The sequence below is a fragment of the Marinactinospora thermotolerans DSM 45154 genome (genome assembly GCF_900167435.1).
Taxonomy (GTDB): Bacteria; Actinomycetota; Actinomycetes; order Streptosporangiales; family Streptosporangiaceae; genus Marinactinospora; species Marinactinospora thermotolerans.
In genome coordinates this window covers 70,606-94,770 of the sequence record NZ_FUWS01000008.1, presented here as the reverse complement: position 1 = coordinate 94,770, position 24,165 = coordinate 70,606, and the positions used below count along the sequence as shown (strand labels likewise).

Annotated in this window: 18 protein-coding genes; 7 read left to right on the top strand and 11 right to left on the bottom strand. The window is 71.1% G+C overall.

The window, feature by feature from the left end; translation table 11 throughout:
* Both sufB and B5D66_RS15360 read right to left on the bottom strand, forming a co-directional pair.
* On the bottom strand, positions 1–1,413 hold the full coding sequence (gene sufB, locus B5D66_RS15365; RefSeq protein ID WP_078762431.1) for a Fe-S cluster assembly protein SufB: 1,413 nt from the start codon (positions 1,411–1,413) through the stop codon (positions 1–3).
* On the bottom strand, positions 1,413–2,213 hold the full coding sequence (locus tag B5D66_RS15360; protein ID WP_078762430.1) for a helix-turn-helix transcriptional regulator: 801 nt from the start codon (positions 2,211–2,213) through the stop codon (positions 1,413–1,415). Before B5D66_RS15360 ends, sufB begins: the two co-directional genes overlap by 1 nt.
* Before the next feature lie 342 nt (positions 2,214–2,555).
* Here B5D66_RS15360 and B5D66_RS15355 point away from each other — a divergent pair, with 342 nt between their 5' ends.
* Together B5D66_RS15355 and B5D66_RS15350 are read left to right on the top strand one after the other, a co-directional pair.
* Positions 2,556–3,488 carry an ABC transporter ATP-binding protein gene (locus tag B5D66_RS15355; RefSeq protein WP_078762429.1) on the top strand — a complete coding sequence of 311 codons (933 nt, stop codon included), beginning with the start codon at positions 2,556–2,558 and terminating at the stop codon, positions 3,486–3,488.
* Positions 3,485–4,282 carry an ABC transporter permease gene (locus B5D66_RS15350; protein WP_078762428.1) on the top strand — a complete coding sequence of 266 codons (798 nt, stop codon included), beginning with the start codon at positions 3,485–3,487 and terminating at the stop codon, positions 4,280–4,282. The genes B5D66_RS15355 and B5D66_RS15350 overlap by 4 nt, the downstream gene beginning before the upstream one ends.
* Positions 4,283–4,763: 481 nt before the next feature.
* Here the strand turns inward: B5D66_RS15350 and B5D66_RS15340 are convergent, their stop codons facing one another.
* The 7 genes from B5D66_RS15340 to B5D66_RS15310 form a co-directional block, all read right to left on the bottom strand.
* Entirely contained in the window at positions 4,764–5,708 is a 945-nt protein-coding gene (locus B5D66_RS15340; protein WP_078762427.1) for a universal stress protein, read from the bottom strand.
* Positions 5,705–7,144 (bottom strand): amino acid permease, encoded by a 1,440-nt coding sequence (locus B5D66_RS15335; protein WP_235001023.1) that lies wholly within the window; start codon positions 7,142–7,144, stop codon positions 5,705–5,707. The genes B5D66_RS15340 and B5D66_RS15335 overlap by 4 nt, the downstream gene beginning before the upstream one ends.
* A 113-nt stretch (positions 7,145–7,257) precedes the next feature.
* The gene (gene arcC / locus B5D66_RS15330) at positions 7,258–8,244 is read right to left on the bottom strand and encodes a carbamate kinase (protein WP_078762426.1); all 987 of its coding nucleotides are present in this window, start codon (positions 8,242–8,244) and stop codon (positions 7,258–7,260) included.
* 5 nt (positions 8,245–8,249) lie between these two features.
* Complete coding sequence (gene argF, locus B5D66_RS15325; protein ID WP_078762425.1) at positions 8,250–9,254, bottom strand: ornithine carbamoyltransferase; 1,005 nt, start codon at positions 9,252–9,254, stop codon at positions 8,250–8,252.
* 153 nt (positions 9,255–9,407) lie between these two features.
* Positions 9,408–10,628: an arginine deiminase gene (locus tag B5D66_RS15320; RefSeq protein WP_078762585.1), complete on the bottom strand. Its 1,221-nt coding sequence runs from the start codon at positions 10,626–10,628 to the stop codon at positions 9,408–9,410.
* A 61-nt stretch (positions 10,629–10,689) separates the two neighbouring features.
* Positions 10,690–12,069: an amino acid permease gene (locus B5D66_RS15315; protein WP_235001022.1), complete on the bottom strand. Its 1,380-nt coding sequence runs from the start codon at positions 12,067–12,069 to the stop codon at positions 10,690–10,692.
* 179 nt (positions 12,070–12,248) lie between these two features.
* The gene (locus B5D66_RS15310; protein WP_078762423.1) at positions 12,249–13,634 is read right to left on the bottom strand and encodes an amino acid permease; all 1,386 of its coding nucleotides are present in this window, start codon (positions 13,632–13,634) and stop codon (positions 12,249–12,251) included.
* 232 nt (positions 13,635–13,866) lie between these two features.
* On the opposite strand from B5D66_RS15310, the gene B5D66_RS15305 reads away from it, so the two are divergent.
* Together B5D66_RS15305 and B5D66_RS15300 are read left to right on the top strand one after the other, a co-directional pair.
* Positions 13,867–14,763 (top strand): EamA family transporter, encoded by an 897-nt coding sequence (locus B5D66_RS15305; protein ID WP_078762584.1) that lies wholly within the window; start codon positions 13,867–13,869, stop codon positions 14,761–14,763.
* A gap of 42 nt (positions 14,764–14,805) precedes the next feature.
* Complete coding sequence (locus B5D66_RS15300) at positions 14,806–15,891, top strand: COX15/CtaA family protein (RefSeq protein WP_078762422.1); 1,086 nt, start codon at positions 14,806–14,808, stop codon at positions 15,889–15,891.
* On the opposite strand, the gene B5D66_RS15295 is transcribed toward B5D66_RS15300, so the two are convergent.
* Both B5D66_RS15295 and B5D66_RS15290 read right to left on the bottom strand, forming a co-directional pair.
* Positions 15,818–17,194, bottom strand: coding sequence for a PrsW family intramembrane metalloprotease (locus tag B5D66_RS15295; protein ID WP_078762421.1), 1,377 nt, complete (start codon positions 17,192–17,194; stop codon positions 15,818–15,820). The two genes, B5D66_RS15300 and B5D66_RS15295, sit on opposite strands and share 74 nt — an antisense overlap.
* A 141-nt stretch (positions 17,195–17,335) precedes the next feature.
* Complete coding sequence (locus tag B5D66_RS15290) at positions 17,336–18,310, bottom strand: heme o synthase (RefSeq protein WP_078762420.1); 975 nt, start codon at positions 18,308–18,310, stop codon at positions 17,336–17,338.
* 769 nt (positions 18,311–19,079) lie between these two features.
* Here B5D66_RS15290 and tkt point away from each other — a divergent pair.
* From tkt to B5D66_RS15275, 3 genes are all read left to right on the top strand, one after another.
* Positions 19,080–21,122, top strand: a complete 2,043-nt coding sequence (gene tkt / locus B5D66_RS15285) for a transketolase (RefSeq protein WP_394330063.1) — start codon at positions 19,080–19,082, stop codon at positions 21,120–21,122.
* Between the two features lie 83 nt (positions 21,123–21,205).
* Positions 21,206–22,315 (top strand): transaldolase, encoded by a 1,110-nt coding sequence (gene tal, locus B5D66_RS15280; protein WP_078762418.1) that lies wholly within the window; start codon positions 21,206–21,208, stop codon positions 22,313–22,315.
* 135 nt (positions 22,316–22,450) lie between these two features.
* The gene (locus tag B5D66_RS15275) at positions 22,451–24,127 is read left to right on the top strand and encodes a glucose-6-phosphate isomerase (RefSeq protein WP_078762583.1); all 1,677 of its coding nucleotides are present in this window, start codon (positions 22,451–22,453) and stop codon (positions 24,125–24,127) included.
* Positions 24,128–24,165: the final 38 nt, after the last annotated feature.

The following is a 24,165-nucleotide window of genomic DNA, read 5'->3' as shown; positions in this document are numbered from 1 at the left end:
TTAACCAACCGCTCCTTCCATCTGCAGCTCGATGAGCCGGTTCAGTTCCAGCGCGTACTCCATGGGCAGCTCACGCGCGATGGGCTCGACGAAGCCGCGCACGATCATGGCCATGGCCTCGTCCTCGTCCAGGCCGCGGCTCATCAGGTAGAAGAGCTGGTCCTCACTCACCTTGGAGACGGTGGCCTCGTGGCCCATCTCCACGTCGTCCTCGCGGACATCGACGTAGGGGTAGGTGTCGGAACGGCTGACCGTGTCGATGAGCAGCGCGTCGCACTTGACCGTGGACTTGGAGTGGCTGGCGCCCTCCTGGACCTGGACCAGGCCCCGGTAGGAGGCGCGGCCACCGCCGCGGGCCACCGACTTGGAGATGATCGTGGAGGAGGTGTTGGGCGCGCAGTGCACCATCTTGGAACCGGTGTCCTGGTGCTGGCCCTCGCCGGCGAAGGCGATCGACAGCGTCTCGCCCTTGGCGTGCTCGCCCATGAGGTAGACGGCCGGGTACTTCATCGTGACCTGGGAGCCGATGTTGCCGTCGATCCACTCCATGGTCGCGCCCTCGTAGGCCACGGCACGCTTGGTGACCAGGTTGAAGACGTTGTTGGACCAGTTCTGGATCGTGGTGTAGCGGCAGCGGGCGTTCTTCTTGACGATGATCTCGACGACCGCGGAGTGCAGCGAGTCGGTCTTGTAGATCGGCGCGGTGCAGCCCTCGACGTAGTGGACGTAGGCGCCCTCGTCGACGATGATCAGCGTCCGCTCGAACTGGCCCATGTTCTCGGTGTTGATCCGGAAGTAGGCCTGCAGCGGGATCTCCACGTGCACGTTCTTGGGCACGTAGATGAAGGAGCCGCCGCTCCACACCGCCGTGTTCAGCGCGGCGAACTTGTTGTCGCCGGCCGGGATGACCGTGCCGAAGTACTCCTGGAAGAGCTCGGGGTGCTCCTTGAGCGCGGTGTCGGTGTCGAGGAAGATGACGCCCTGCTGCTCCAGGTCCTCGCGGATCTGGTGGTAGACGACCTCGGACTCGTACTGCGCGGCGACACCGGCGACCAGCCGCTGCTTCTCGGCCTCGGGGATGCCGAGCCGGTCGTAGGTGTTCTTGATGTCCTCGGGCAGTTCCTCCCAGGAGGTGGCCTGCTTCTCCGTGGACCGCACGAAGTACTTGATGTTGTCGAAGTCGATGCCGGAGAGGTCGGCCCCCCAGGCGGGCATCGGCTTCTTGTCGAAGAGCTTGAGGGCCTTGAGACGGAGGTCCCGCATCCACTCGGGTTCGGCCTTCTTGGCCGAGATGTCGCGGACGACCTCCTCGTTCAGGCCGCGCCGCGCGGAGGCGCCGGCCTGGTCGGGGTCGGCCCAGCCGTACTCATAGGTGCCGAGCCCTTCGAGCTCGGGGTGCGCGATAGACGTCATTACGCGGATCCTCCTGGACGGGACGTCCTTGTGTGGCGTTGGCCGCCCTCGCTCGGGAAGGGGCGGGCCTTGGACTCTGGGGAGTTCAGGTCGCGGGGACTGACATGGGTGGTGCACACACCGTCGCCGTGGGCGATGGTGGCGAGCCGGCGGACGGGGGTGCCCAGCAGCCGGGCGAAGGCCTCGACCTCGGCCTCGCACAGTTCCGGGAACTCCGCCGCGACGTGCGCCACCGGGCAGTGGTGCTGGCACAGCTGCTCGCCGCCGCCCGGTGCCGGCGCGTCGCCCGCCGAGGCGGCGTAGCCGTCGGAGGACAGCGCCTCGGCGAGGAGCCGGACCCTCTGCTGCGGGGCGACCGCGGCGAGGATCGGGCGGTAGCGGCGTTCGAGGTCGGCCACCTGACGGCGGGCGAACTCGCTGATGGCCTCGGGGCCCGCCTTTTCCGCGAGGAAACGCAGGGCGCTGGAGGCGAGATCGTCGTATCCGTGCACGAACGCGTCGCGACCGGCCTCGGTGATGACGAAGACGCGGGCGGGACGCCCTCGCCCCCTGCGCCCGTGCGGGCGGGCGTCGCGGGCCTCGACCATGCCCTCGGCCATCAGGTTGTCGAGGTGACGACGGATGGCCGCCGGGGTCAGCCCGAGGTGTTCCCCCAGGGTGGACGCCGTGATCGGACCATGTTCGAGGATGAGCCGGGCCACCCGCGCGCGGGTGCCGGTCTCGGCTCCCGGATCGGGCGCAGCGGTCACCCGGGGCGCGCCCGAGGGGGCGGTCCCGTCTGCTCGCTGATGCCGGCTCACGTTTTTCACAACATCAGTGTGGCGTAAATAAGTCCCGACCGCCAAACGGTGATCCATGTCATAGATCACCCAGGCAAGCCTTGCCTAACAGGGCTTTCCACCCCGCGCCGGATCGCATCCCCGCCCCGAACGCGGATGTGCGGGCCCCGGGCGTCCACATGCGGAGACAGCCGGCCCATAGATCGAGACGATGCTTCCGGGACGCCTCCCCCGACGTGACCGAGACGACACGTTCGCCCCAAGGCCGCTGCCCGGGCGGGACGACCGCTCCCACGCGCTCTGGCGGGGGCCTCGAGCGCGGGTCGGTGCCCGACCCCCGAGAGGCCGCCCTACACTTTTCGCATGGACACAGCCGCGGTCGAGGTCACCGACTTGGTCAAAAGCTATGGCAGCACCACCGCCGTGGCCGGCCTGTCGTTCACCGCGCCGCGCGGCGCCGTCACCGCGCTCCTGGGCCCCAACGGGGCCGGCAAGACCTCGACCATCGAGATCTGCGAGGGGTTCCGCCAGGCCGACTCCGGCACGGTGCGCGTCCTGGGCCTCGACCCGATCACCGACGCCCGCGCCCTGAAGCCACGGGTCGGGGTCATGCTCCAGGCCGGTGGCGTGCCCACCGGCGCGCGGGCCGGCGAGTGGTTGCGCCTCATGGCCGCCTTCCACGCCGACCCCCTCCCTCCGCAGGAGCTGATGGAGCGGCTCGGCCTGGTCTCCGTCGCCCGCACCCCGTTCCGCCGCCTGTCCGGCGGCCAACAGCAGCGGCTGTCGCTGGCCGCCGCGGTCATCGGCCGTCCCGAACTGGTCTTCCTCGACGAGCCCACCGCCGGCCTGGACCCCCAGGCCCGCATGGCCACCTGGGAGCTCGTCACGGAGCTGCGCACGGCGGGCGTCGGTGTCGTGCTGACCACGCACTACATGGAGGAGGCCGAGCGGCTCGCCGACCGTGTCGTCATCATCGACCACGGCCGGGTCGTCGCCGACGGCGGCACCGACGAGCTGACAGGCGCCGACCAGGAGCTGCGCTTCCGCGCGGCCCCGGGCATCGACTCCGCGAGCCTGCTCTCCGCGCTTCCCGCGGGCTGCCGGGTGGAGGAGTTCCCCGGCGGCCACTACGTGGTCACCTGCGCCGACCCCCAGGCCCTCGGCCCGGGCCTCCTCGCCACCGTCACCACCTGGTGCGCGGCACAGGGCATCTTGCCCGAGGACCTGCGCGTACAGCGGCGCAGCCTCGAAGACGTCTTCCTCGAACTCACCGGTCGGGACCTCCGCGAATCATGATCGACCCCGCCTCGCGCACCTCCTCCGTCTCCTTCGCCCCCGCCCCCGGCGCGGCCCCGCTGCCGCGCATGGTCTTGGCCCAGGCCGGGATGGAGCTGCGCGTCCTGCTGCGCAACGGCGAACAGCTCCTGTTGACCATGGTCATCCCGGTGCTGCTGCTCGTGGGCTTCAGCATGACCTCGCTCATCGACATCGGGGGCGGCTCCCGGGTGGACTTCCTGGCCCCCGGCGTGATCGCGCTGGCCGTGATGTCCACCGCCTTCACCGGCCAGGCGATCGGCACCGGCTTCGAGCGGCGCTACGGCGTCCTCAAGCGGCTGGGCGCGACACCGCTGTCGCGGTTCGGGCTGTTGGGCGCGAAGACGCTGGCCGTGCTCGCGGTCCAGGTCGTCCAGATCACCCTGTTGTCGGCGGTGGCGCTGACGTTGGGCTGGTCACCGCGTGGCGGGCTGACCGGCGCGCTGGCGTGCGCGCTGGTGATCCTGTTGGCCACCGCCGCTTTCAGTTCCCTGGCGCTGCTGATGGCGGGGACGCTGCGTGCCGAGGCGACGCTGGCAGCGGCCAACCTGGTCTATGTGGTCCTGCTGGGGCTGGGCGGCGTGGTCTTCCCGATCGACCGCTACCCCGACGCGGTGCGTCCCTTCCTGGAGGCCCTGCCGATCACCGCGCTGGCCGACGGCCTGCGCTCGGTGCTGACGGAGGGGGCGGGGCTGCCGCTGGCGCCGCTCCTGGTCCTCGCCGTGTGGGCGGTCGCCGGTTCCCTGCTGGCGAGCCGCCTCTTCCGCTGGGAGTAGCCCCGACGACCGTGACCGCGCCCGCGACATCCGACCGGTAGCGTGGAGCGGGTGGAGTACATCGGTGTCCCCCTGGTGAGCCTGATCCGCGATCTCGGCCCACCGCTGGTGGTCGTGGTCCTCGGACTGGCGCTGGCCGCGCGCTGGCGTCCGCGCCGGCCCCGGTTGGTCGTCGCGGCGCTGCTGGTCCACCTGTTCGCCGCGGCCCTGCCCTATCTGTGGATCTCGGCGCAGGTGTTCCTCGGGCTGGCCACGCAGTCGGCCGCGGGCCTGGTCATGATCCTGGTGCAACCGGCCGTGCAGTTCGCCGCGTGGGTGCTGCTGCTGGTGGGAGCGATCGTGCCACCGCGTGGAGCACCGCCGGGCTCCCCGTCCCCGGCCCGCTCCTCGGGCCGTGACCGAGGAGCCCGCGCTGGGTTCCTCCCGCTAGCGCCCCCGCGTCGAACCGGGGCCGCGACGGTGCGGGGACGCCCTGGTCTCCTCACCCGCGACCGTCGGATGGCGGAGCCGCCCCCCTGGGGAGGAAGGCCACGGGCACGCCGGAGGCCCGCAGGATGTCGATGGCCATGTCGCCGAGGAAGACCCTGCGCAACGGCCCGCCCTGTCCCGAGGCGCAGACGAGCACCTCGCCGGTCCGCCATTCGGCCCGCGCCAGCGCGTCGGCGGCGCTCGTGCCGGCCACGATCTCGGTGGAGACCGAGATGGGGTCCGGTTCGGGCAGCGCGGCGACGTTGCGCACGGCCTCCCGCAGGTCGGCGGCGCCCTCGACGCGGAGCCGTTCCAGCATCTGCTCCCGCAGCCGGACGCCCCGGCCGCCCCGGGCCGCGTCCCCGATGAGCATCGTCAGCAGGCGCAACGGCAGGTCGAGCCGGCCGGCGAGCGAGGCGGCGAAGGCGAGGGCCCGGTCGGCTCCGGGCTGGCGCAGGTAGGCGAGGGTGAGCCGGTCCAACCGGGGCACCGACAGCGCGGCGTACCCACTGGGCGCCAGGAGCACGGGGACCGGACTGCCGTGCAGCAGCTGGTCGGCGGTGCTGCCCATGCGGATGTGGCCGCGCGGTCCGCCGGGCGCCGATCCGATGACGATCGCGTCGGCGCCGGCGTCGGCGGCGTAGTCGGCGAGACCCCGACCGCTGCCCCGGTGATGGTGGATGCGGTAGTCCACGCCCACCGGAGGAGGCGTCTGGCCCGGGGCCCGGTCGCGCACGATGCGGCGCGCGGCCTCAAGAGCGTTCTCGGCCTCTTCGCGCAGGTAGGTGACCCACTCGGCGTCCACGGCGGCCTTGGTGTGGGTGGGCCAGCCCGACGGGGGGACGTTGACCACCGACACCCGGGCCCGGGCCCGCCCGGCCAGGAGGAGCCCCAGGGCCAGCGCGTCCGTTCCGCGCTCGTTCGGCTCGTAGCCGATGACGACGTGTCCGCCTCTCATGGCGTGTTCGCTCCCCTCACCGCTCGCGCGAGCCTGGACTTGCGATGACCGTAGGCGAAGTAGGCGCCCAGCCCCACCAGGATCCACAGCAGGAACACCAGCCAGGTGACGTGGTCGAGCCGGGTCATCAAAAAGACGCAGAACAGCGTGCCGAGGATGGGGGTGAGGGGGAACAGCGGGGTGCGGAAGGAGCGCTCCAGGTCGGGACGGGTACGCCGCAGGACCATCACCCCGATGTTGACCAGGGCGAAGGCGAACAGCGTGCCGATGCTGGTGGCCTCGGCCAATCGCCCCAGCGGCACCAGTCCCGCGAGCAGCGCGACGAAGGCCGACACCAGCCAGATGTTGGCGGTGGGCACCTGGGTGCGCGGGTTGACCCGGGAGAAGATCTTCGGGATCAGACCGTCGCGCGACATCGCGAAGAGGATGCGGGTCTGGCCGTAGAGGACGGTGAGCACGACGCTGGCGATCGCGATGACCGCGCCCAGCGACAACAGGACCGCCGCCCAGCTTCCGCCGATGACGTTGGTCAGCACCATGGCCAAAGACGCCTCGCTGCCGGCGAGGTCGCTGTAGTGGACCGCCGCCACCGCGGCGAGCGCGACGAGGACGTAGACGACCGTCACGATGACCAGGGAGAGCAGGATCGCCAGCGGCAGGTCGCGCTTGGGGTTGCGGGCCTCCTCCCCCGCGGTGGAGGCGGCGTCGAAGCCGATGTAGGAGAAGAACACCTGGGCGCCGGCCGCGCTGATCCCGGCGATGCCCATGGGCGCGAACGGGGTGAGGTTGCCGGAGTCGAAGGCGGTGAACGCCACGACGCAGAAGAACAGCAGGACCGCGACCTTGAGCACGACCATGACGGCGTTGGCCCGGGCGCTCTCCGAGGCGCCTCCCAGCAGCAGCCAGGTGGCGAGGAGGACCACCGCGATCGCGGTGACGTTGACGACGCCGCCGTCACCGGGGGGCGCGCTCAACGCGGCGGGGATGGTGAAGCCGAACAGCCCGTTGAGGAACTCGTTGAGGTACTGCCCCCAGCCGACGGCCACCGCCGACACCGACACCGCGTACTCCAGCAGCAGGCACCAGCCGCACACCCAGGCGACCAGCTCGCCCAGGGTGGCGTAGGCGTAGGAGTAGGAGGAGCCCGAGACGGGGATGGTGCCGGCCAGTTCGGCGTAGGACAGCGCGGAGAACAGGGCGGTGATCGCGGCCAGCGCGAAGGCGACGACGACGGCGGGGCCGGCCAACGGGGCGGCCTCCCCCAGGATGACGAAGATCCCGGTCCCCAGGGTGGCGCCGACGCTGAACATGGTGAGCTGCCACAGGCCCATCGTGCGTTTGAGCCGGCCGCCCTCGCCCTGGCCGCCCTCGCCGACGATCTCCTCGGTGGGTTTGGTCCTGGTCAGGCTCTGCCAGAACGACCCGTTTCGCTGCACCTCGGACTCCCACCGTTTCGGACGGACGACGACACGACCGGATGACTATACATATATGCGTATAGAAATGCGGAATCGTGGCGTTGTGATCTCCGTTTCCCGGCCGCCCCCGTTCACCTGCTCTCCTGTCCCGCCTCGGGCCCCAGCCCGCTCGGCCGGCCGGGCCCCGCGGCGCCGAGTTCGGGGTAGGTCCCGCTCGGCGTGACGATCGTGCCCGCGGTACCCGCCAGGATCTCGGCGGCCTGGGTCAGCGATCCGATCGCCCCCATGTCCCCGGTGATCTCGGCGAAGCGGCAGACCGCCTCGACCTTGGGCCCCATCGACCCGGCGGGAAACTCCATCGCCCGGAGCTGACCCGGCGTGGCGTTGGAAATCTCACGCTGGTGCGGCGTACCGAAGTTCTCCATGACCCGGGGGACGTCGGTGAGCAGCAGCAGCGCGTCGGCCTCCAGCGCCTCCGCCAGCAGCGAGGCGGTCAGATCCTTGTCCACGACCGCCTCGACGCCCGCGAGCAGCCCCTCTTCGTTGCGGATGGCCGGCACCCCGCCGCCCCCGGCGCAGACGACGATCGCCCCCGAGGACAGCAGCAACCGGATCAGCCGGGTCTCCACCACCCGCTGCGGCCGCGGCGAGGGCACCACCCGGCGCCAGTGCGCGCCGTCGGGTTTGACCACCCACCCCCGCTCCTCGGCCAGGCGCCTGGCCTCGGCCTCGTCGTAGACGGGGCCGACGAACTTGGTGGGGTTCTGAAACGCCGGATCTCCCATCGACACCAGCGTCTGGTTGATCAGGGACGCCACCTGGCGGCCGGGCAACGCGTTCTGCAGGGCCTGCAGCAGCCAGTAGCCGATCATGCCCTGGGTCTGCGCGCCCAGGACGTCGAAGGGGTAGGGCTGGCTGAGGGAGGAGTCGGCGGCGCTCTGCAACGCCAGCACCCCCACCTGCGGACCGTTGCCGTGGGTGACGACCAGTTCGTGCTCGGCCGCCAGGGGCGCCAGCGCGTGGACCGCGGCGGCGACGTTGCGGCGCTGGATATCGGCGTCGGGGCGTTCCCCACGCCGCAACAGGGCGTTTCCGCCCAGGGCCACGACCACGCGCATCTCCGTCAGCCTCCCAACGTCGCGACCAAGACGGCCTTGATGGTGTGCATCCGGTTCTCGGCCTGGTCGAAGACGATCGAGGCTGGCGACTCGAACACCTCGTCGGTCACCTCCAGGGCCTCCATTCCGGTCTTCTGGTACAGCTCTTCGCCGATCCGGGTGTTACGGTCGTGGAAGGCCGGCAGGCAGTGCATGAACTTCACGTCGGGGTTGCCCGTGGCCGCCAGCGCCGCGGCGTTGACCTGGTAGGGCCGGAGCAGCTCGATACGCCGCTCCCAGGTCTCGGCCGGCTCCCCCATGGACACCCACACGTCGGTGTAGACGAAGTCGGCCCCCTTGAGCCCCTCGGCGACGTCCTCGGTGAAGGTCACCTTCGCCCCGGTGCGCTCGGCGATCTCCCGGGCCGGCCGCGCCACGGTCTGCTCGTCGGGCCACAGCTCCTTGGGGGCGACCATGCGCACGTCGACGCCGAACATCGCGCCGGCGACGGTCAGCGAGTGTCCGAGGTTGTTGCGGGCGTCGCCCATGTAGGCGAAGGTGACCTGGCCGAGCGGCTTGTCGGTGTGCTCGGTGATGGTGAGGAAGTCCGCCAGCATCTGGGTGGGGTGCCACTCGTCGGTCAGCCCGTTCCACACGGGCACCCCCGCGTAACGGGCGAGTTCCTCGACGAGCTCCTGCTTGGAGCCGCGGTACTCGATGCCGTCGTACATCCGTCCCAGGACACGGGCGGTGTCCTTCATCGACTCCTTGTGGCCGATCTGGGAGCCGCCCGGGTCCAGGTAGGTGACGTGGGCCCCCTGGTCGTGGGCGGCGACCTCGAACGCGCAGCGGGTGCGCGTGGAGGTCTTCTCGAAGATCAGGGCGATGTTCTTGCCCGTGAGGCGCGGCTGTTCGGTGCCCGCGTACTTCGCCGCCTTGAGGTCGGCGGACAGCCGGAGCAGGAACGCGAACTCCGCCGGCGTGAAGTCGAGTTCCTTGACGAAGCTGCGGTTACGCAGATTGAACGCCATCTCGGCGCTTCCCCTCTGTCGTTCCTGGCCCCGCCGGCCGCACGGCGCGGCCGACGCCAGGATGGTGGTCGAGAAATCGATCGGCGCCCGGAACACCGATACGCAAGAACATACACAGGTGTGCATATAAATGCGGAAGAGGGTGGCGCACGCTCACGCGTCCCGCTCGATCGGGCAGGTCATGCAGTGCGGGCCACCGCGGCCACGTCCCAGCTCGCTGCCGCGCACCGTGATCACCTCGACGCCGTTCTTGCGCAGGAAGGTGTTGGAGGTGACGTTGCGCTCGTAGGCGATCACCACGCCCGGCTCGACCGCGAAGACGTTGCAGCCGTCGTCCCACTGCTCGCGTTCGGAGGAGAAGACGTCCTGCGTGGGCGTGAGCACCTTGATGTCGTCCAGCCCCAGCGCGTCGGCGATGGCCCGGTGCATCTGCTCGGGCGCGTGGTCGGTGACCTTGAGCTCCTTCTCGTTGTCGCCCGGTTCGATGGTGTAGGAGGGGAGCATGCCCAGCCCGGCGTACTTGACGAAGACGCCGTGGTCGACGTTGGTCATGACCGTGTCCAGGTGCATGACCGCGCGGGCCTTCGGCATCCAGATGCCGAGGATCCGCTGGGCCGCCCCCTTGGCGAAGAGCCTGCGGGCCAGCATCTCCACCGCCTGCGGCTGGGTGCGTTCACTCAACCCGACCAGCACCGCGCCGTTGCCGATGGGCATGACGTCCCCGCCCTCGATCGTGGCCGGCGCCCACTTGCTCCCCGGCGCCCACACCTCGAAGTCGGCCTCGGCGAACATCGGATGCCAGGTGTAGACCGCCTCGTAGTGGACCGTCTCGCGCATGCGGGCCTTCTTGCGCATCGCGTTGATGGAGACGCCCCCGTAGATCCAGCACGAGGTGTCACGGGTGAAGATGTGGTTGGGCAGCGGCGACAGGACGAAGTCGTCGGCGTCCAAGGTGTGGAACCAGACCGACTTCGGTTCCTCCATCCGCTCCAGCAGCTCGCGCTTGGTGATGCCACCGATGAGGAACCGGCGCAGCGTCTCGGTGTCCATCGCCTCGAACGCGCTGCGGATGCCGTCGATGGCCAGCGGCCCCTGGAAGCGCTCGTCCAGGCTGTGGTCGAGGATGTAGGCCTTGGCCTCGGGCATCTCCAAGACGTCGTGGAGCAGCTGGTGGAACAGGTGAACCACGACACCCCGGTCGCGCAGGTAGTCGGCGAACGCATCGTGCTCCTCGCGTGCCCGCTTCGCCCACAGCACGTCGTCGAACAGCAGCGCGTCCCGGTTGCTCGGGGTGAGCCGCTTCAACTCCAGGTCCGGCCGGTGCAGGATCACCTGCCGCAACCGCCCGACCTCGGACTTCACTGAAAAGGCCATGCTTCCTCGTTCTCTCGCGTTCGCCTCGCCCGGGCGGCGGGCCACCGGAGCGCGGGCGAACTCACCGTCGACCACCTGCCGCGGCCGTCTGCCGGGTACGCGGGCCGCCGTCACCGCCGCTGGAGCGCGCCCAGATGTAGACCGGCACTCCGACGAGCAAAATGAGCATTCCCTGGAAAACCGCCTCGGAACCGGCACCGAACACCATCCAGAACGAAAAGGCCATCGCCACGATCGCCAGCGCCATGTCGCGCGCGAGGTGTCCCATCCGGATCCGGCGTCGGTGCGTCACCAGCCAGAAGATCTGGGCACAGGCGGAGAAGAAGTAGGGGATGACCGTGGTGAAGGTGGCCAGCAACAGGATCGACTCGAAGGCGTCGGCCGCCCCGTAGTAGTTGGTGACCACCACGATGGTGGTCAGGACCGCCCCGGCCAGGATGCCCACGTAGGGCACGCCGCCGCGGGTGCGGGAGAAGGCCTGTGGGAACAGGCCGTCACGCGCGGCGGCCATCGGCATCTCGGCGACGAGCATCGTCCAGCCGTTGAGCGCGCCCAGACCCGAGATGATGGCCATGACGGCCAGTACCCCGCCCCACACCTGCCCGCCGAACATGTTGTTGATCGCCTCGGCGAAGGGCGCCTCGGAGACGACCAGCCGGGCGTAGGGCACGTTGCCCATCACCGCGACCGTGCCCAGCAGGTAGACCACGGCGCACGCCAGGGTCCCGATGACGCTGGCCCGCCCGATGTTGCGCTCGGGGTCTCGTACCTTCTCCGCGGCGACCGACGCGCTCTCCACCCCGGAGTAGGCGAAGAGCAGGACCGCGCCGGACAACGAGATGGCGGTGAGCAGGGATCCGCCGGTGGCGTTGAACGGACCGAAGTTGGCCGGGTCGATGAACAGCAGTCCCACGAGCGCCACGAACAGCAGCGGGACGAACTTCAGCACCGTCGTCACCAGCTGGAAGGCCCCCATGTTGCGCACGCCGGTGAGGTTGACGACGGCCGGCAGCCAGATGCCCACCAGGGCGACCGCGGTGCGGCCGAGCGTGGAGTCCCAGTCCAGGAAGTAGTTGACGTAACCCACCCAGGCCACGGCGATACCGGCGTTGCCCGCCCAGGCCGTGATCCAAAACGACCAGGCGTTCCAGAAACCGGCGAAGTCACCGAAGGCGTCGCGCGCGTAGGCGTAGGGGCCGCCCGAGGCGGGAACGCGCGCCCCCAACCGGCCGAACACCGTGGCCAGCGCCAGGGCGCCCACCGTGACCACCGCGAACGCCAGGATGCTGACCGTGCCGTAGCCGGCGAGGGTCGCGGGCAGGAGGAAGATGCCGGTGCCGACGATGTTACCGACGACCAGGGCGGTGGCCACCGGCAGCCCCAGACGCGGCCCGTCCGCCCTGCCCTGGCTTCCCTCGTCCGCCGCCCGCGCGGTGCTCACGGGCGCCTCCCCGATCCGGCGCTTCCCACCCGCATCGCCCCGCTCTCTCGCTCACCGCGCGGAGCGGACCACCTCGGTCCACCGGATTCCCCGGCCCTCGCGGACTGTGTGCGATCCTGGCGTCTCCTTCCCGCCGGGAAGGACGGGGCTCGCCCGGTTGTCGAGAGCGACCGAAGGGTTTACGACGGTTTGACCGCGCCGGTGGCCTCGGCGTGTTCCGCGCGGGCGGCGGCGCGCCTGGCACGTGCCCGTTCCCCGACGTAGACCGGGACACCGAGCAGCATGATCAGCATGCCCTGCAACGCCGCCTGCGCCCCGGCCCCCACGACCATCCACAGGGAGAACAGCATCGCCAGCACGACCATGGTCAGGTCCACCGCCAACCGCCCGCCCGCCACCGGGCGTCCCCCGTCCCCGCCCACCAGCCAGTACAACTGGGCGCAGGCGGAGAAGAAGTAGGGGATGACGGAGGTGAAGGTGGCCAGCAGCACGATCGACTCGAAGGCGTCGGCCGCTCCGTAGAAGTTCAGCACGATGACCAGGGAGGCCATGACGGCGCCGGCGACCACGCCGAACCAGGGCACCTCGCGGGCGTTGGTCCGGGCGAAGACGCGCGGGAACAGCCCGTCGCGCGCGGCGGCCATCGGCATCTCCGCGACGACCATCATCCACCCGTTCATGGCGCCGATCCCCGAGAGCACCGCCATGGCCGCGACGGCGCTGCCCCAGTCCTGGCCGCCGAAGACGGCGTCGGCGGCCAGCGCGAACGGGGCCTGCGACTCCCTCAACCGCTCGTGGGGCACGTTTCCCATGACCGAGACCGTGCTCAGCAGGTAGACGAGGGCGCAGGCCAGCGTGCCGATGACCGTGGCGCGTCCGACGTTGCGCCGCGGGTCGCGTACCCGGCCGGCCGCGATCGAGGCGCTCTCCACCCCGGAGTAGACGAACAGCAGCACCGCGCCGGCCAACGACACCGCCGTCAGCCAGGACCCGCCCGTCGCGTTGAACGGGCCGAAGTTCGCCGGATCGATGAAGAACAGCCCGATCAGGGCGACCGACAGCAACGGGAGGAACTTCAGCACCGTGGTGACGACCTGGATGACCCCCATGGCCCGCACCCCCGCCAGGTTCACCAGGGCCGGTACCCACACGCAGACCAGCGCCAGCAGCGAGGAGCCCAGGGGCGAGTCCCAGCCCAGGAAGTGGTTGGCATAGCCCACCCAGGCCACGGCGATGCCGGCCATCCCCGCCCATGTCGTGATCCAAAACGACCAGGCGATCCAGAAACCGGTGAAGTCGCCGAAGGCGGCGTGCGCGTAGGCGTAGGGGCCGCCCGAGCCCGGGGTGCGCGCCGCCAGCCGGCCGAACACCGCTGCGAGGGCCAGCGCGCCCGCCGACACCAGGACCAGGGCGAGGAGGCTGATCGTGCCGTAGCCGGCCAGGGTCGCGGGGAGCAGGAAGATCCCGATGCCGATGACGTTGCCCATCACCAGGGCGGTGGCGGTGGGCAGGCCCAGGCCCGCCCGGCCCTGTTCCCGCGTTCTTCCGGCCGGTGCCGTGGTCATCCGTCGTTCCCCCGCAGCGGGCCTCGCCCGCGTCCTCGTCGCCGCCCGCGGGCGGTCCTCCGTTCATGAGCCCTCGGTAACGGTACGGGGTCATCAGCGGTGTTCAGCGCGTTTGCGCCCGCCCCGCCACGTGGTCTCCCCCACTCGATTCATAGGATGGTGGGTTGTGACCGCCAACGCCGCCGATGGTTCGCCTCTCCCGTCCCGTCTGCCCGCCCTGCGCGGCGCGGCCATGCTCCGCAACGCCGGCGCCTCCATTCCGCCGTCCTGGTACGTGGTCGCGGGGATCCTGTCGATCCAGGCCGGCGCCGGGATCGCCAAGAACCTGTTCACGGTGCTGCCGCCCAGCGCCGTGGTGTGGCTGCGGCTGCTCACCTCGGCGGTGGTCCTCATGGCGCTGGTACGCCCGCGGCTGCGCGGACACACCCGCGCCGACTGGCTCGTCGCGATCGGCTTCGGCGTGTGCCTGGCGACCATGAACTTCTCGCTGTACCAGGCCATCGCGCGCATCCCCCTCGGCATCGCCGTGACCATCGAGTTCCTGGGACCGCTGGCGGTGGCCGTCGCCGGTTCCCGGCGCCGCGTCGACCTGCTGTGGGTGGGGCTGGCCGCGCTGGGCGTCGTCCTGCTGGGGTACGGCGACGGCCACGTGACGCTGGCGGGTGTGGCGTTCGCGCTGCTCGCCGGGGCCGCCTGGGCGGGCTACATCCTGCTGGGCGCGGCGACCGGGCGGCGCTTCCCCGGGACCTCGGGGCTGGCGATCGCCAGCGTGGCCGGAGCGGTGCTCGTGGCCCCCGCCGGCATCGCCGAAGGGGGCGCCGCGTTGCTGGACCCACGGCTGGTGGTGATCGGCCTGCTCGTGGGACTGCTGTCGTCGGTGATCCCCTACACCCTGGAGATGCACGCGCTGCGGCGCATGCCACCACGGGTGTTCAGCATCCTGATGAGCCTGGAGCCCGCCGCCGCGGCGCTGATCGGCCTGCTCCTGCTCGGGGAGATCCTGACGATCGGCCAATGGGCCGCCGTGGCCTGCGTCGTCGCCGCCAGCCTGGGGGCCACCCGCACCGAGCGGACCCGGGCGGCGCGGGAGGCGGGTCCTCCCCCCGCCCCCGACCCTGGGGAGCGGTGAGGCGGATCCGGGGGAGCGCAACCGTCTACTACAGTTTGTCGTATGAGTGGTTCCCCAGCTCCGGCCGTACTCGCGGCGGACGAGATCTTGATATTGAACCTGCCGCTGTGGACGTGGCAGATCGTCTTCGCCGTCGCCGGGGTGCTGGCGCTGGTGGTGCTCTCGCGCACCATCTGGCACCCCACCGTCGCCTCACTGCGCTGGTGGGCGCTGGGCAACATCGTCGTCAACGCCGGCATCGCCGTGACCGGCGCGACGGTGCGGGTGACCTCCTCGGGGCTGGGCTGTTCGGAGTGGCCCAAGTGCACCAAGGAGAGCTTCGTCCCCGTGGGCACCCACCACTCCGCCTTCAACGCCGCCATCGAGTTCGGCAACCGGACGCTGACGTTCCTGGTCCTCGCGGTCGGGGTCATCGTGTTCGTCGCGACGCTGCGGATGCGTCCACGCCGCCGCGACCTGCTGACGTTGGCCACCATCATCCCGATCGGCGTGCTCGGCCAGGCCGTGGTCGGCGGCATCACCGTGTGGAGCGACCTGCACCCCGCCTCGGTCGCCGCGCACTTCCTGCTCTCCACGGTGGTGGTGATCTTCACCGTCGCCTACTACGTCCGCTGCCGTGAGCCCGAGGGCGAGCTCCGGCTCACCGTCGCCCCCTCGATCCGACACCTGGCCACCGCGCTCGTCCCGCTCGGTTTCGCGCTGCTCGTGGCCGGAACCGTGGTCACCGGTACCGGTCCGCACGGCGGGGACGCCTCGGCCCCGAGGTGGGACTTCGACATGGTGCTGGTCACCCGCGTGCACTCGCTGCTGGCCTGGGCCACGGTGGCCGGCGCCGTCGCCCTGATCGTGCTGGCGCTGCGCCTGGGTGCGCCGCGGCGGCTGCGCACCCAGATCTGGCTGCTGCTGGCGGTGATCGCCGCGCAGGGCGGTGTGGGCTATGCCCAGTACTTCCTCGGGCTGCCCGAGCTGCTGGTCGTCCTGCACGTACTCGGTTCGACCCTGGTGTGGGTCGCGATCCTTCGGGTGTACTTCGGGACCGCCGAACGGGCCGCCGTCACCAGCCCCGCTCCCCGGGGGGAGTCTGGCGAGGCGGCTGCGGCGGCCACTGGGCCGGCCGCGGACCACTAGGCGGCTGCGGGCCCGGCGGCGCACTGGGGTGCGCCCCGGGCCGGGGCGCCTCGCGCTGGCTCCTCGCCCGCTCGATGACGTGGGCGAAGTCGGAGCGCCGCAGGAAGCCGGAGTCGGTGGGCCGTTCCGCCCACACCGGCGCGGCCGGGACGGCCGCGCGCCCGATGAAGGCCTCGCGCGCCACGTGCATGAGCGCGAGGAAGGAGTCCCTGCGGTGCCACCACTGCGGGCGCACCACTCCGCGCTCCATCCGCTGGTGCAGCAGCGCCAGCTCGGTCGCCGCCAGCTGGTAGTCGCGCATCGCGTTACGGCCGGCCTGCCCCGCCGTACGCTGCGCCCAGGCCCGCGCCCCTCTCCGGCCCGCCATGGAGCTGAGCATCTGGATGTCGGCCGGCGTGACCAGGCCGGTGGGGATGTAGGGCGGCAGGTGACGGGCGATCGCCGCGACCTGGCGGCGCCGGTCCTGGACCGCGACCACGATGATCATGACGAGCACGAAGAACAGCACCAGGTAGGCGACGCCCAGCCCGAGCCAGCCGAACAGCGTCGACCCGTTCCACAGGGCGTGCAGCAGCATCGCGGCGATCCACCCGCCGACCGGGGCGAGGAAGCGCGCCGGCCCGCGGTTGATCGCCGCGTAGGCCACCCCCAGTCCGATCATCGCGGTGTAGATGGGGTGACCGAACGGCGCGATGACCCCGCGCAGCACGAAGGTGAACGCCAATCCGGCGAACCCGCTCTCGAAGAACGAGGTCAGGAAGTAGGAGATGTTCTCGGTGAAGGCGAAGCCGGTCGCCACCATCCCCGCGTAGATGACGCCGTCGGTGTAGGAGTCGATCTCGTGGCGGCGTCGCCACAGCAGGATGAGCAGCACCACGCCCTTGGCGGTCTCCTCGACCAGCGGCGCCCCCACAGCGGCGCTGAGGTAGGAGCCGAGGTCCTCCCCGAACACGGGGACGGCGTACAGCTCCATTCCCAGCGTGTTGAGGACGAGGGACACCAGCACCGCCACGCCCGCGCCCCACAGGAAGGCGAACAGCAGCATCGTGGCCGGCTCGGGCTCCAGTCGGTCCAGCAGCAGGATCAGCGGGATCAGGACCGTCACGGGGATGATCGCGGCGACCAGGCTGACGACGAAGCCGAGCGCGCCGGCGGCGCCACCGCCGACCAGGCCGCCGAGCAGCAGGTAGCCGAGCATCAGGGCCATGCAGATCACGCTGACCGTGATGCCGACGATCAGCCCCACGGAGTGACGTCCGGGCCGGCGTCCCTCCAGGATGGCCTTCGTGTCGAGAACGGGCATAGCCCCAGAGCGTAACGTGTCGTTCCCCCGCGCCGTCCCTCGGCGGCGGCGCGGGGTGGCCGGCCCCGGACGTCGTGACATGGCAACGGCCCCCCGCCCCTGACTCGGGGGCGGGGGGCCGGCGGCCGCGGAAAGGGCGGGTCAGGCCAGCAGGCCCGCGATCAGCGGGTCGATCGTGACCGCGCAGAACAGCAGCGCCAGGTAGGCGTTGGACAGGTGGAAGAAGCCCATCGTCTTCAGCTGCGCGCCGGTGACACCGGCCCGCACCCGGTTGAACAACCGGTGCGCCTGGAACAGCAGGATCGCGCCGAGCACGATCGCGCAGACGGCGTAGAACAGGGTGGTCCCGGCGACCGGCCAGAACAGCACCGAGACGATCACCGTCGCCCAGCTGTAGAGGACGCATTCGAGCAGGACCCGACGGTCGCTGGCCACGACCGGGAGCATCGGGACGTTGGCGGCCGCGTAGTCCTCGCGGTAGCGCATCGCCAGGGTCCAGGTGTGCGGCGGGGTCCAGAAGAAGACGACGAGGAAGAGGACGAACGGCGCCCAGTCCAGGCCCCCGGTGACCGCGGCCCAGCCGATGAGCACCGGCATGCAGCCGGCGATCCCGCCCCACACGACGTTCTGCGCGGTACGCCGCTTCAGCAGCATGGTGTAGACGAAGATGTAGAAGAGGATCGCGGTCAGCGACAGCGCGGCCGACAGCCAGTTCACGAACACCGCGAAACCGACCGTGGAGACCACGGCGAGGGTCAGGCCGTAGATCATCGTGCCGCGCGGTGTGACCTGGTGCATGGCGACCGGACGGCGCCGGGTGCGACGCATCTCCTGGTCGATGTCACGGTCGATGTAGCAGTTGATCGCGTTGGCGCTGGCCGCCGACATCGTGCCGAAGAGCAGCGTGGCGACGGCGGTCCACAGCGGGGGGACCCCACCCGCCGCGACGAACATCACCGGGATCGTGGTGATCAGCAGCAGCTCGATCACCCGGGGCTTGGAGAGCGCGACGTAGGCGCGCACGTAGGCGCCGAAGGAACGGGAGCGGGCCGCGCTGTCGCGCGCGTCCGCGTCCTCGACGCCGGCAGGGTGCGGGGAACGGTTCAGCAAGGTCATCAGCGCCGTCGCGTCTTCTCGCCACGGACCGCCACGCCCTGCTCCGGACGCGCCGCGCCCACCTGTCGTTCGCCCCACCCGTCACGCGGCGCGAAACGCGCGGCGGGGGACATCCGCTCTACGGACACAGACACGCTGAACCTCAAAGGAATCGGGAATCTCTACTGCTCGCCACGGGGGGCCGCGGGCTCGGCACGCTCACGCGCCGGAAAAGCCGCGAAACCCGGTCAACGACATACTGTAGTACTTGCCGGGGCGCCCGCCCGACCGGGGGCGTGTCTGCGGAACCGGCTCTGAACTGTGGTTGCGCGCTCCCGCGGCGGAGGCGACCTCCCTCCGTACCCGTCCCGTCACCGCGGCGTTCCTCGCAGGCTGCCATAAGCGGTGGTCAGGCCATAGCGCGCCACGCCCGCCAGGTCAAGGAGGCGAAGGGGATAAACCTCGCTCTAGCGGGCAAGGGTGAGACGTGTTGAACATCGTTACCGATCGGTTCGGGCGATAGGCTCGAGACAGCGATCGTTCCCGCCGTGGCCCCGCGCACGGTCGTGGTCGGGAGCCGCATCCGCGGACCCGGTCCCACCGTCTCCGCACCGTCGCGGCGAGGATACGTCTGTTGACCATCCCATATTCACAGTTCCCGGGCGTAAGACGCCCGTTCGACCTGGATGCGCGAAAGGAGCCCTGAGCCCGCGTGAACACCGACACCTCAAAGACCCTTGATTGGTCAGAGCTGGACCAGCGCGCCGTCGACGTGGTCCGCGCCCTGGCGATGGACGCGGTCGAGGAGGCGGGCTCTGGCCACCCCGGTACCGCGATGAGCCTGGCGCCCGTGGCCTACCTCCTCTTCCAGAAGGTCATGCGCCATGACCCGAGCGAACCCACCTGGATCGGCCGCGACCGCTTCGTCCTCTCCGCCGGCCACTCCAGCCTCACCCTCTACATCCAGCTCTACCTGGCCGGTTATGGCCTGAGCCTGGACGACCTCAAGCGGCTGCGCCAGTGGGACAGCCTCACCCCGGGCCACCCCGAGCACGGGCACACCGCCGGCGTGGAGACCACCACCGGACCGCTCGGCCAGGGCATCGGCAACGCGGTGGGCATGGCGATGGCGGCCCGCCGCGAGCGCGGCCTGTTCGACCCCGAGTCCGCTCCCGGTGAGAGCCCCTTCGACCACTTCGTGTACGCCATCTGCTCCGACGGCGACGTCCAGGAGGGCGTCTCGCACGAGGTCAGCGCGCTGGCCGGCACCCAGAAGCTCGGCAACCTGATCCTCATCTACGACGACAACCACATCTCGATCGAGGACGACACCCAGATCGCCTTCTCCGAGGATGTCGCCGCCCGCTACGCCGCCTACGGCTGGCACGTCCAGGAGATCGACTGGACCGCCGGCGGCTCCTACCACGAGGACGTCGCCGCCCTCCACCAGGCGGTGCTCGCGGCCCAGGCCGAGACCGAGCGCCCCTCCCTGATCAAGCTGCGCACGATCATCGGCTGGCCGGCCCCCAACAAGCAGAACACCGGGGCCTCCCACGGCTCGGCGCTGGGCGCCGAGGAGGTCGCGGCCACCAAGCAGATCCTCGGCCTCAACCCGGACGCGACCTTCGACGTTCCCGAGGAGCTGCTGGAGCACACCCGCAAGGCCGTCGAGCGCGGCCGTGAGGCCCGCGCCGAGTGGGAGGGCTTCCTCGCCGCCTGGCGCAACGGCGCCGGCGAGCGCGGCGACCTGTTCGACCGCCTGTCCTCCGGCAAGCTCCCCCAGGACTGGACCGACGCGCTGCCGACCTTCGAGGCCAGCGCGAAGGGCATGGCCACCCGCAAGGCCTCCGGCGAGGTGCTGAGCGCGATCGCCCCGGTGCTGCCGGAACTGTGGGGCGGCTCCGCCGACCTGGCCGGTTCCAACAACACCACGCCCAAGGGCGAGCCGTCGTTCATCCCGGAGGAGTACTCCACCACGGCGTTCTCGGGCAACCGGTTCGGCCGGGTGCTGCACTTCGGCATCCGTGAGCACGGCATGGGCTCCATCCTCAACGGCATCGCGCTGCACGGCCCGACCCGGCCCTACGGCGGCACCTTCCTGGTCTTCAGCGACTACATGCGTCCGGCCGTGCGCCTGGCCGCGCTGATGAAGCTGCCGGTCACCTACGTCTGGACGCACGACTCGATCGGCCTGGGCGAGGACGGCCCCACCCACCAGCCGGTCGAGCACCTGTGGTCGCTGCGCGCGATCCCGGGCCTGGACGTGGTCCGCCCGGCCGACGCCAACGAGACCGCGGTCGCCTGGCGGACCATCCTGGAGCACAACGACCGTCCCGCCGCGCTCGCCCTGACCCGGCAGAACGTTCCCACGCTGGACCGCAGGGAGCTGGGCTCCGCCGAGGGCACCGCCAAGGGCGGCTACGTGCTCGCCGAGGCCTCCGACGGCAGGCCGCAGGCGCTCATCATCGCCACGGGCAGCGAGGTCGCGATCGCGCTGGAGGCCCGGGAGCGCCTGGAGGCCGAGGGCACTCCCACCCGCGTGGTCTCCATGCCCAGTGTCGAGTGGTTCAACGAGCAGGAGCCGGCCTACCGCCAGAGCGTGCTGCCGCCCTCGGTGCGCGCCCGTGTCTCGGTCGAGGCCGGTGTGGCGCTGGGCTGGCGCGAGTTCATCGGTGACGCCGGCGAGTCCGTGAGCCTGGAGCACTTCGGTGCCTCGGCTCCCTACCAGACGCTCTACGAGCAGTTCGGCATCACCGCGGAGCGGGTGGTCGCCGCGGTCCACGCGAGCATCGCCCGCCTCGGCGGCGAGAGCGGGACGACGACCGGCAACTGACGTCCGCGGGGAGGGTCCTTCACCGGTTCGGGAAGGACCCTCCTGCCGTCGGTGCCGCAACGACGAGGGGAAGACGAAAGACCATGACGAACCCACTGAAGAACCTGTCCGACCAAGGCGTCGCCGTCTGGCTCGACGACATCAGCCGGGAACGCCTGCGCAGCGGCAACCTGTCCGAGCTGATCCGCGACAAGAGCGTCGTCGGCGTCACGTCGAACCCCACGATCTTCGAGAAGGCCCTCAAGGAGGGTGACGCCTACGACGCGCAGCTGCACGACCTGGCGGTGCGCGGGGTGTCGGTGGAGGAGGCCGTGCGCGCCATCACCACCTACGACATCCGCTGGGCCGCCGACGTGCTGCGCCCGGTCTACGACGCCACCGACGGCCAGGACGGCCGGGTCTCCCTGGAGGTCGACCCGCGCCTGGCGCTGGAGGCCGCCGAGCGCACGGTCGCCGAGGCGCGCGCGCTGTGGTGGATGGTCGACCGGCCCAACCTGATGATCAAGATCCCGGCGACCGAGGCGGGGCTGCCCGCCATCACCCAGGCCCTGTCCGAGGGCATCAGCGTCAACGTCACGCTGATCTTCTCGCTGGAGCGCTACCGCGGTGTGATGGAGGCGTTCCTGGCCGGTCTGGAGCAGGCCCGCGAGAACGGCCACGACCTCCACACGATCCACTCCGTGGCATCCTTCTTCGTCAGTCGGGTGGACACCGAGATCGACAAGCGGCTGGAGGCCATCGGCAGCGAGCAGGCGCGCGGGCTGCGCGGGCGTGCCGCGATCGCCAACGCCCGCCTGGCCTACGCCGCCTACGAGGAGGTGTTCTCCTCCGAGCGGTGGAAGGCCCTGGAGTCCGCCGGTGCCCGCCCGCAGCGTCCGCTGTGGGCCTCCACCGGTGTGAAGGACCCCGCCTACCCCGACACGCTCTACGTCACCGAGCTGGTCGCTCCCGGCACCGTGAACACGATGCCCGAGGCGACCCTGGAGGCCACCGCCGACCACGGTGAGATCTCCGGCGACACCGTGCGCGGCACCTACGAGCAGGCCCGCGCCGACCTCGCCGCGCTCGCCGAGGTCGGGGTCGACTACGACGACGTGGTCGCGGTGCTGGAGCGCGAGGGCGTCTCCAAGTTCGAGAAGTCCTGGGAGGGACTGCTCGACGGGGTCTCCCAGCAGCTCAAGGCCAACTCCTAGGAGCCCGCCCGTTCCCGGGCCCACCCCCGGGAACGGGCGTCTCGCTGATCCGTTCGCGGTCCGATCGGGAAAGGCGGGCTCGGCCGGGGCGGGTCGGGTAGAAGATGATCCCGGGTGCCCGCGACGGGCGCCCGGATGTCGGATCTCGCGCGAACCGTGGAAGGACCAGTCGCTTTGAGCACTGACCAGGTAAAGGCCGCAGACCTTGTCGTGACGTTGGAGGGCGCTGTCCGTGACAGCGCCGCCTCGGCCCGGGAGCGTCTCGTCGCCGACGGGATTCCGGCGAAACTCGCGGCAAAGGACCCGTCATTGTGGGGGCCCGACGCCGCCGCCGAGGCCGCCGTCCGGCTGGGCTGGCTCGACCTGCCCCGCTCCTCCCGCGCCCTGCTTCCGGAGCTGTCCCGGGTCGCCGCGGAGAAGCGCGCGGCCGGACTGGACCGCGTCGTGCTGGCCGGGATGGGCGGTTCCTCGCTCGCCCCCGAGGTGATCGCCGCGACCCGGGGCGTTGAACTGACCATCCTCGACACCACCGACCCGCACCAGGTGCGCCGGGCGATCGAGGACCGTCTGGAGCGCACCGTCGTGGTGGTGTCCTCCAAGAGCGGTGGCACGGTCGAGACCGACAGCCAGCGGCGCGCCTACGAGGCGGCCTTCCGGGCGGCCGGGATCGACCCGGCCGAGCGCATCGTCGTGGTCACCGACCCCGGCTCGCCCCTCGCCCGCCTGGCCGAGGAGGCCGGTTACCCCACCTTCCTGGCCGATCCCGAGGTGGGGGGCCGCTACAGCGCGCTGAGCGCCTTCGGCCTGGTTCCCAGCGCGCTGGCCGGCGTGGACGTGACGGCCCTCCTGGACGAGGCCGAGGCGCTGGCGGGCTCGCTGGCCAAGGACACCGACAACCCCGCCCTGCTGCTGGGGGCCGCCCTCGGCGGGTTCACCGGACACGACAAGGTGCTGCTGGCCGGGTCGACGCCCGCGGGGCTGGGCGACTGGATCGAGCAGCTGGTCGCCGAGTCCACCGGCAAGGACGGGACCGGGCTGCTGCCGGTCGTCGTCGAGGGCCCCGACGCCCCCGGGTTCGTTCCCGGCCCCGACAGTCACCTGGTCGCCTTCGCCGAGCACGGCGATCCCGGCGCCGACCTCGCCGACACCGTGGTCAGCGGCCCCCTGGGGGCGCAGTTCCTCGCCTGGGAGTACGCCACCGCCGTGGCCGGGCGGCTCCTGGGCATCGACCCGTTCAACCAGCCCAACGTGCAGGAGTCCAAGGACAACACCAAGGCGCTGTTGGAGGCGTCGGGGGACGGCCCGCTGCCCTCGGGCACCCCGCTGCTCGTGGACGGCCCGGTCGAGGTGTACTCCGCCGACAGCGGCCTGTACGACGGCGCCGGCGACCTCACCGAGGTACTGCAGCGGCTCGTGCGCGCGGTCCCCGAGGACGGCTACCTCGCCGTGATGGCCTACCTGGACCGCGACCCGGCGGGCGAGGGCGAGGCCGCCGAGGTGCGGCCGGCGCTGGCCGCGCTGACCCCGCGCCCGGTCACTTTCGGCTGGGGACCGCGTTTCCTGCACTCCACCGGGCAGTACCACAAGGGTGGACCCCACAACGGAGTGTTCCTCCAGATCACCGGTGAGGTCACCGACGACCTGGAGGTGCCCGGCCGCCCCTACAGCTTCGGCCGGCTCCAGCTCGCCCAGGCGCTCGGCGACTTCGGCGCGCTGGGCGACCGCGGTCGGCCCGCCGTCCGACTGCACCTGCGCGACCGCGCCGCCGGCCTGGCCCGGTTGCGCGAGGCGCTGGACTCCGTCCGTCCCTGATCCGACCCATCCCCGCCGCCGCGGCCACACCCGCGGCG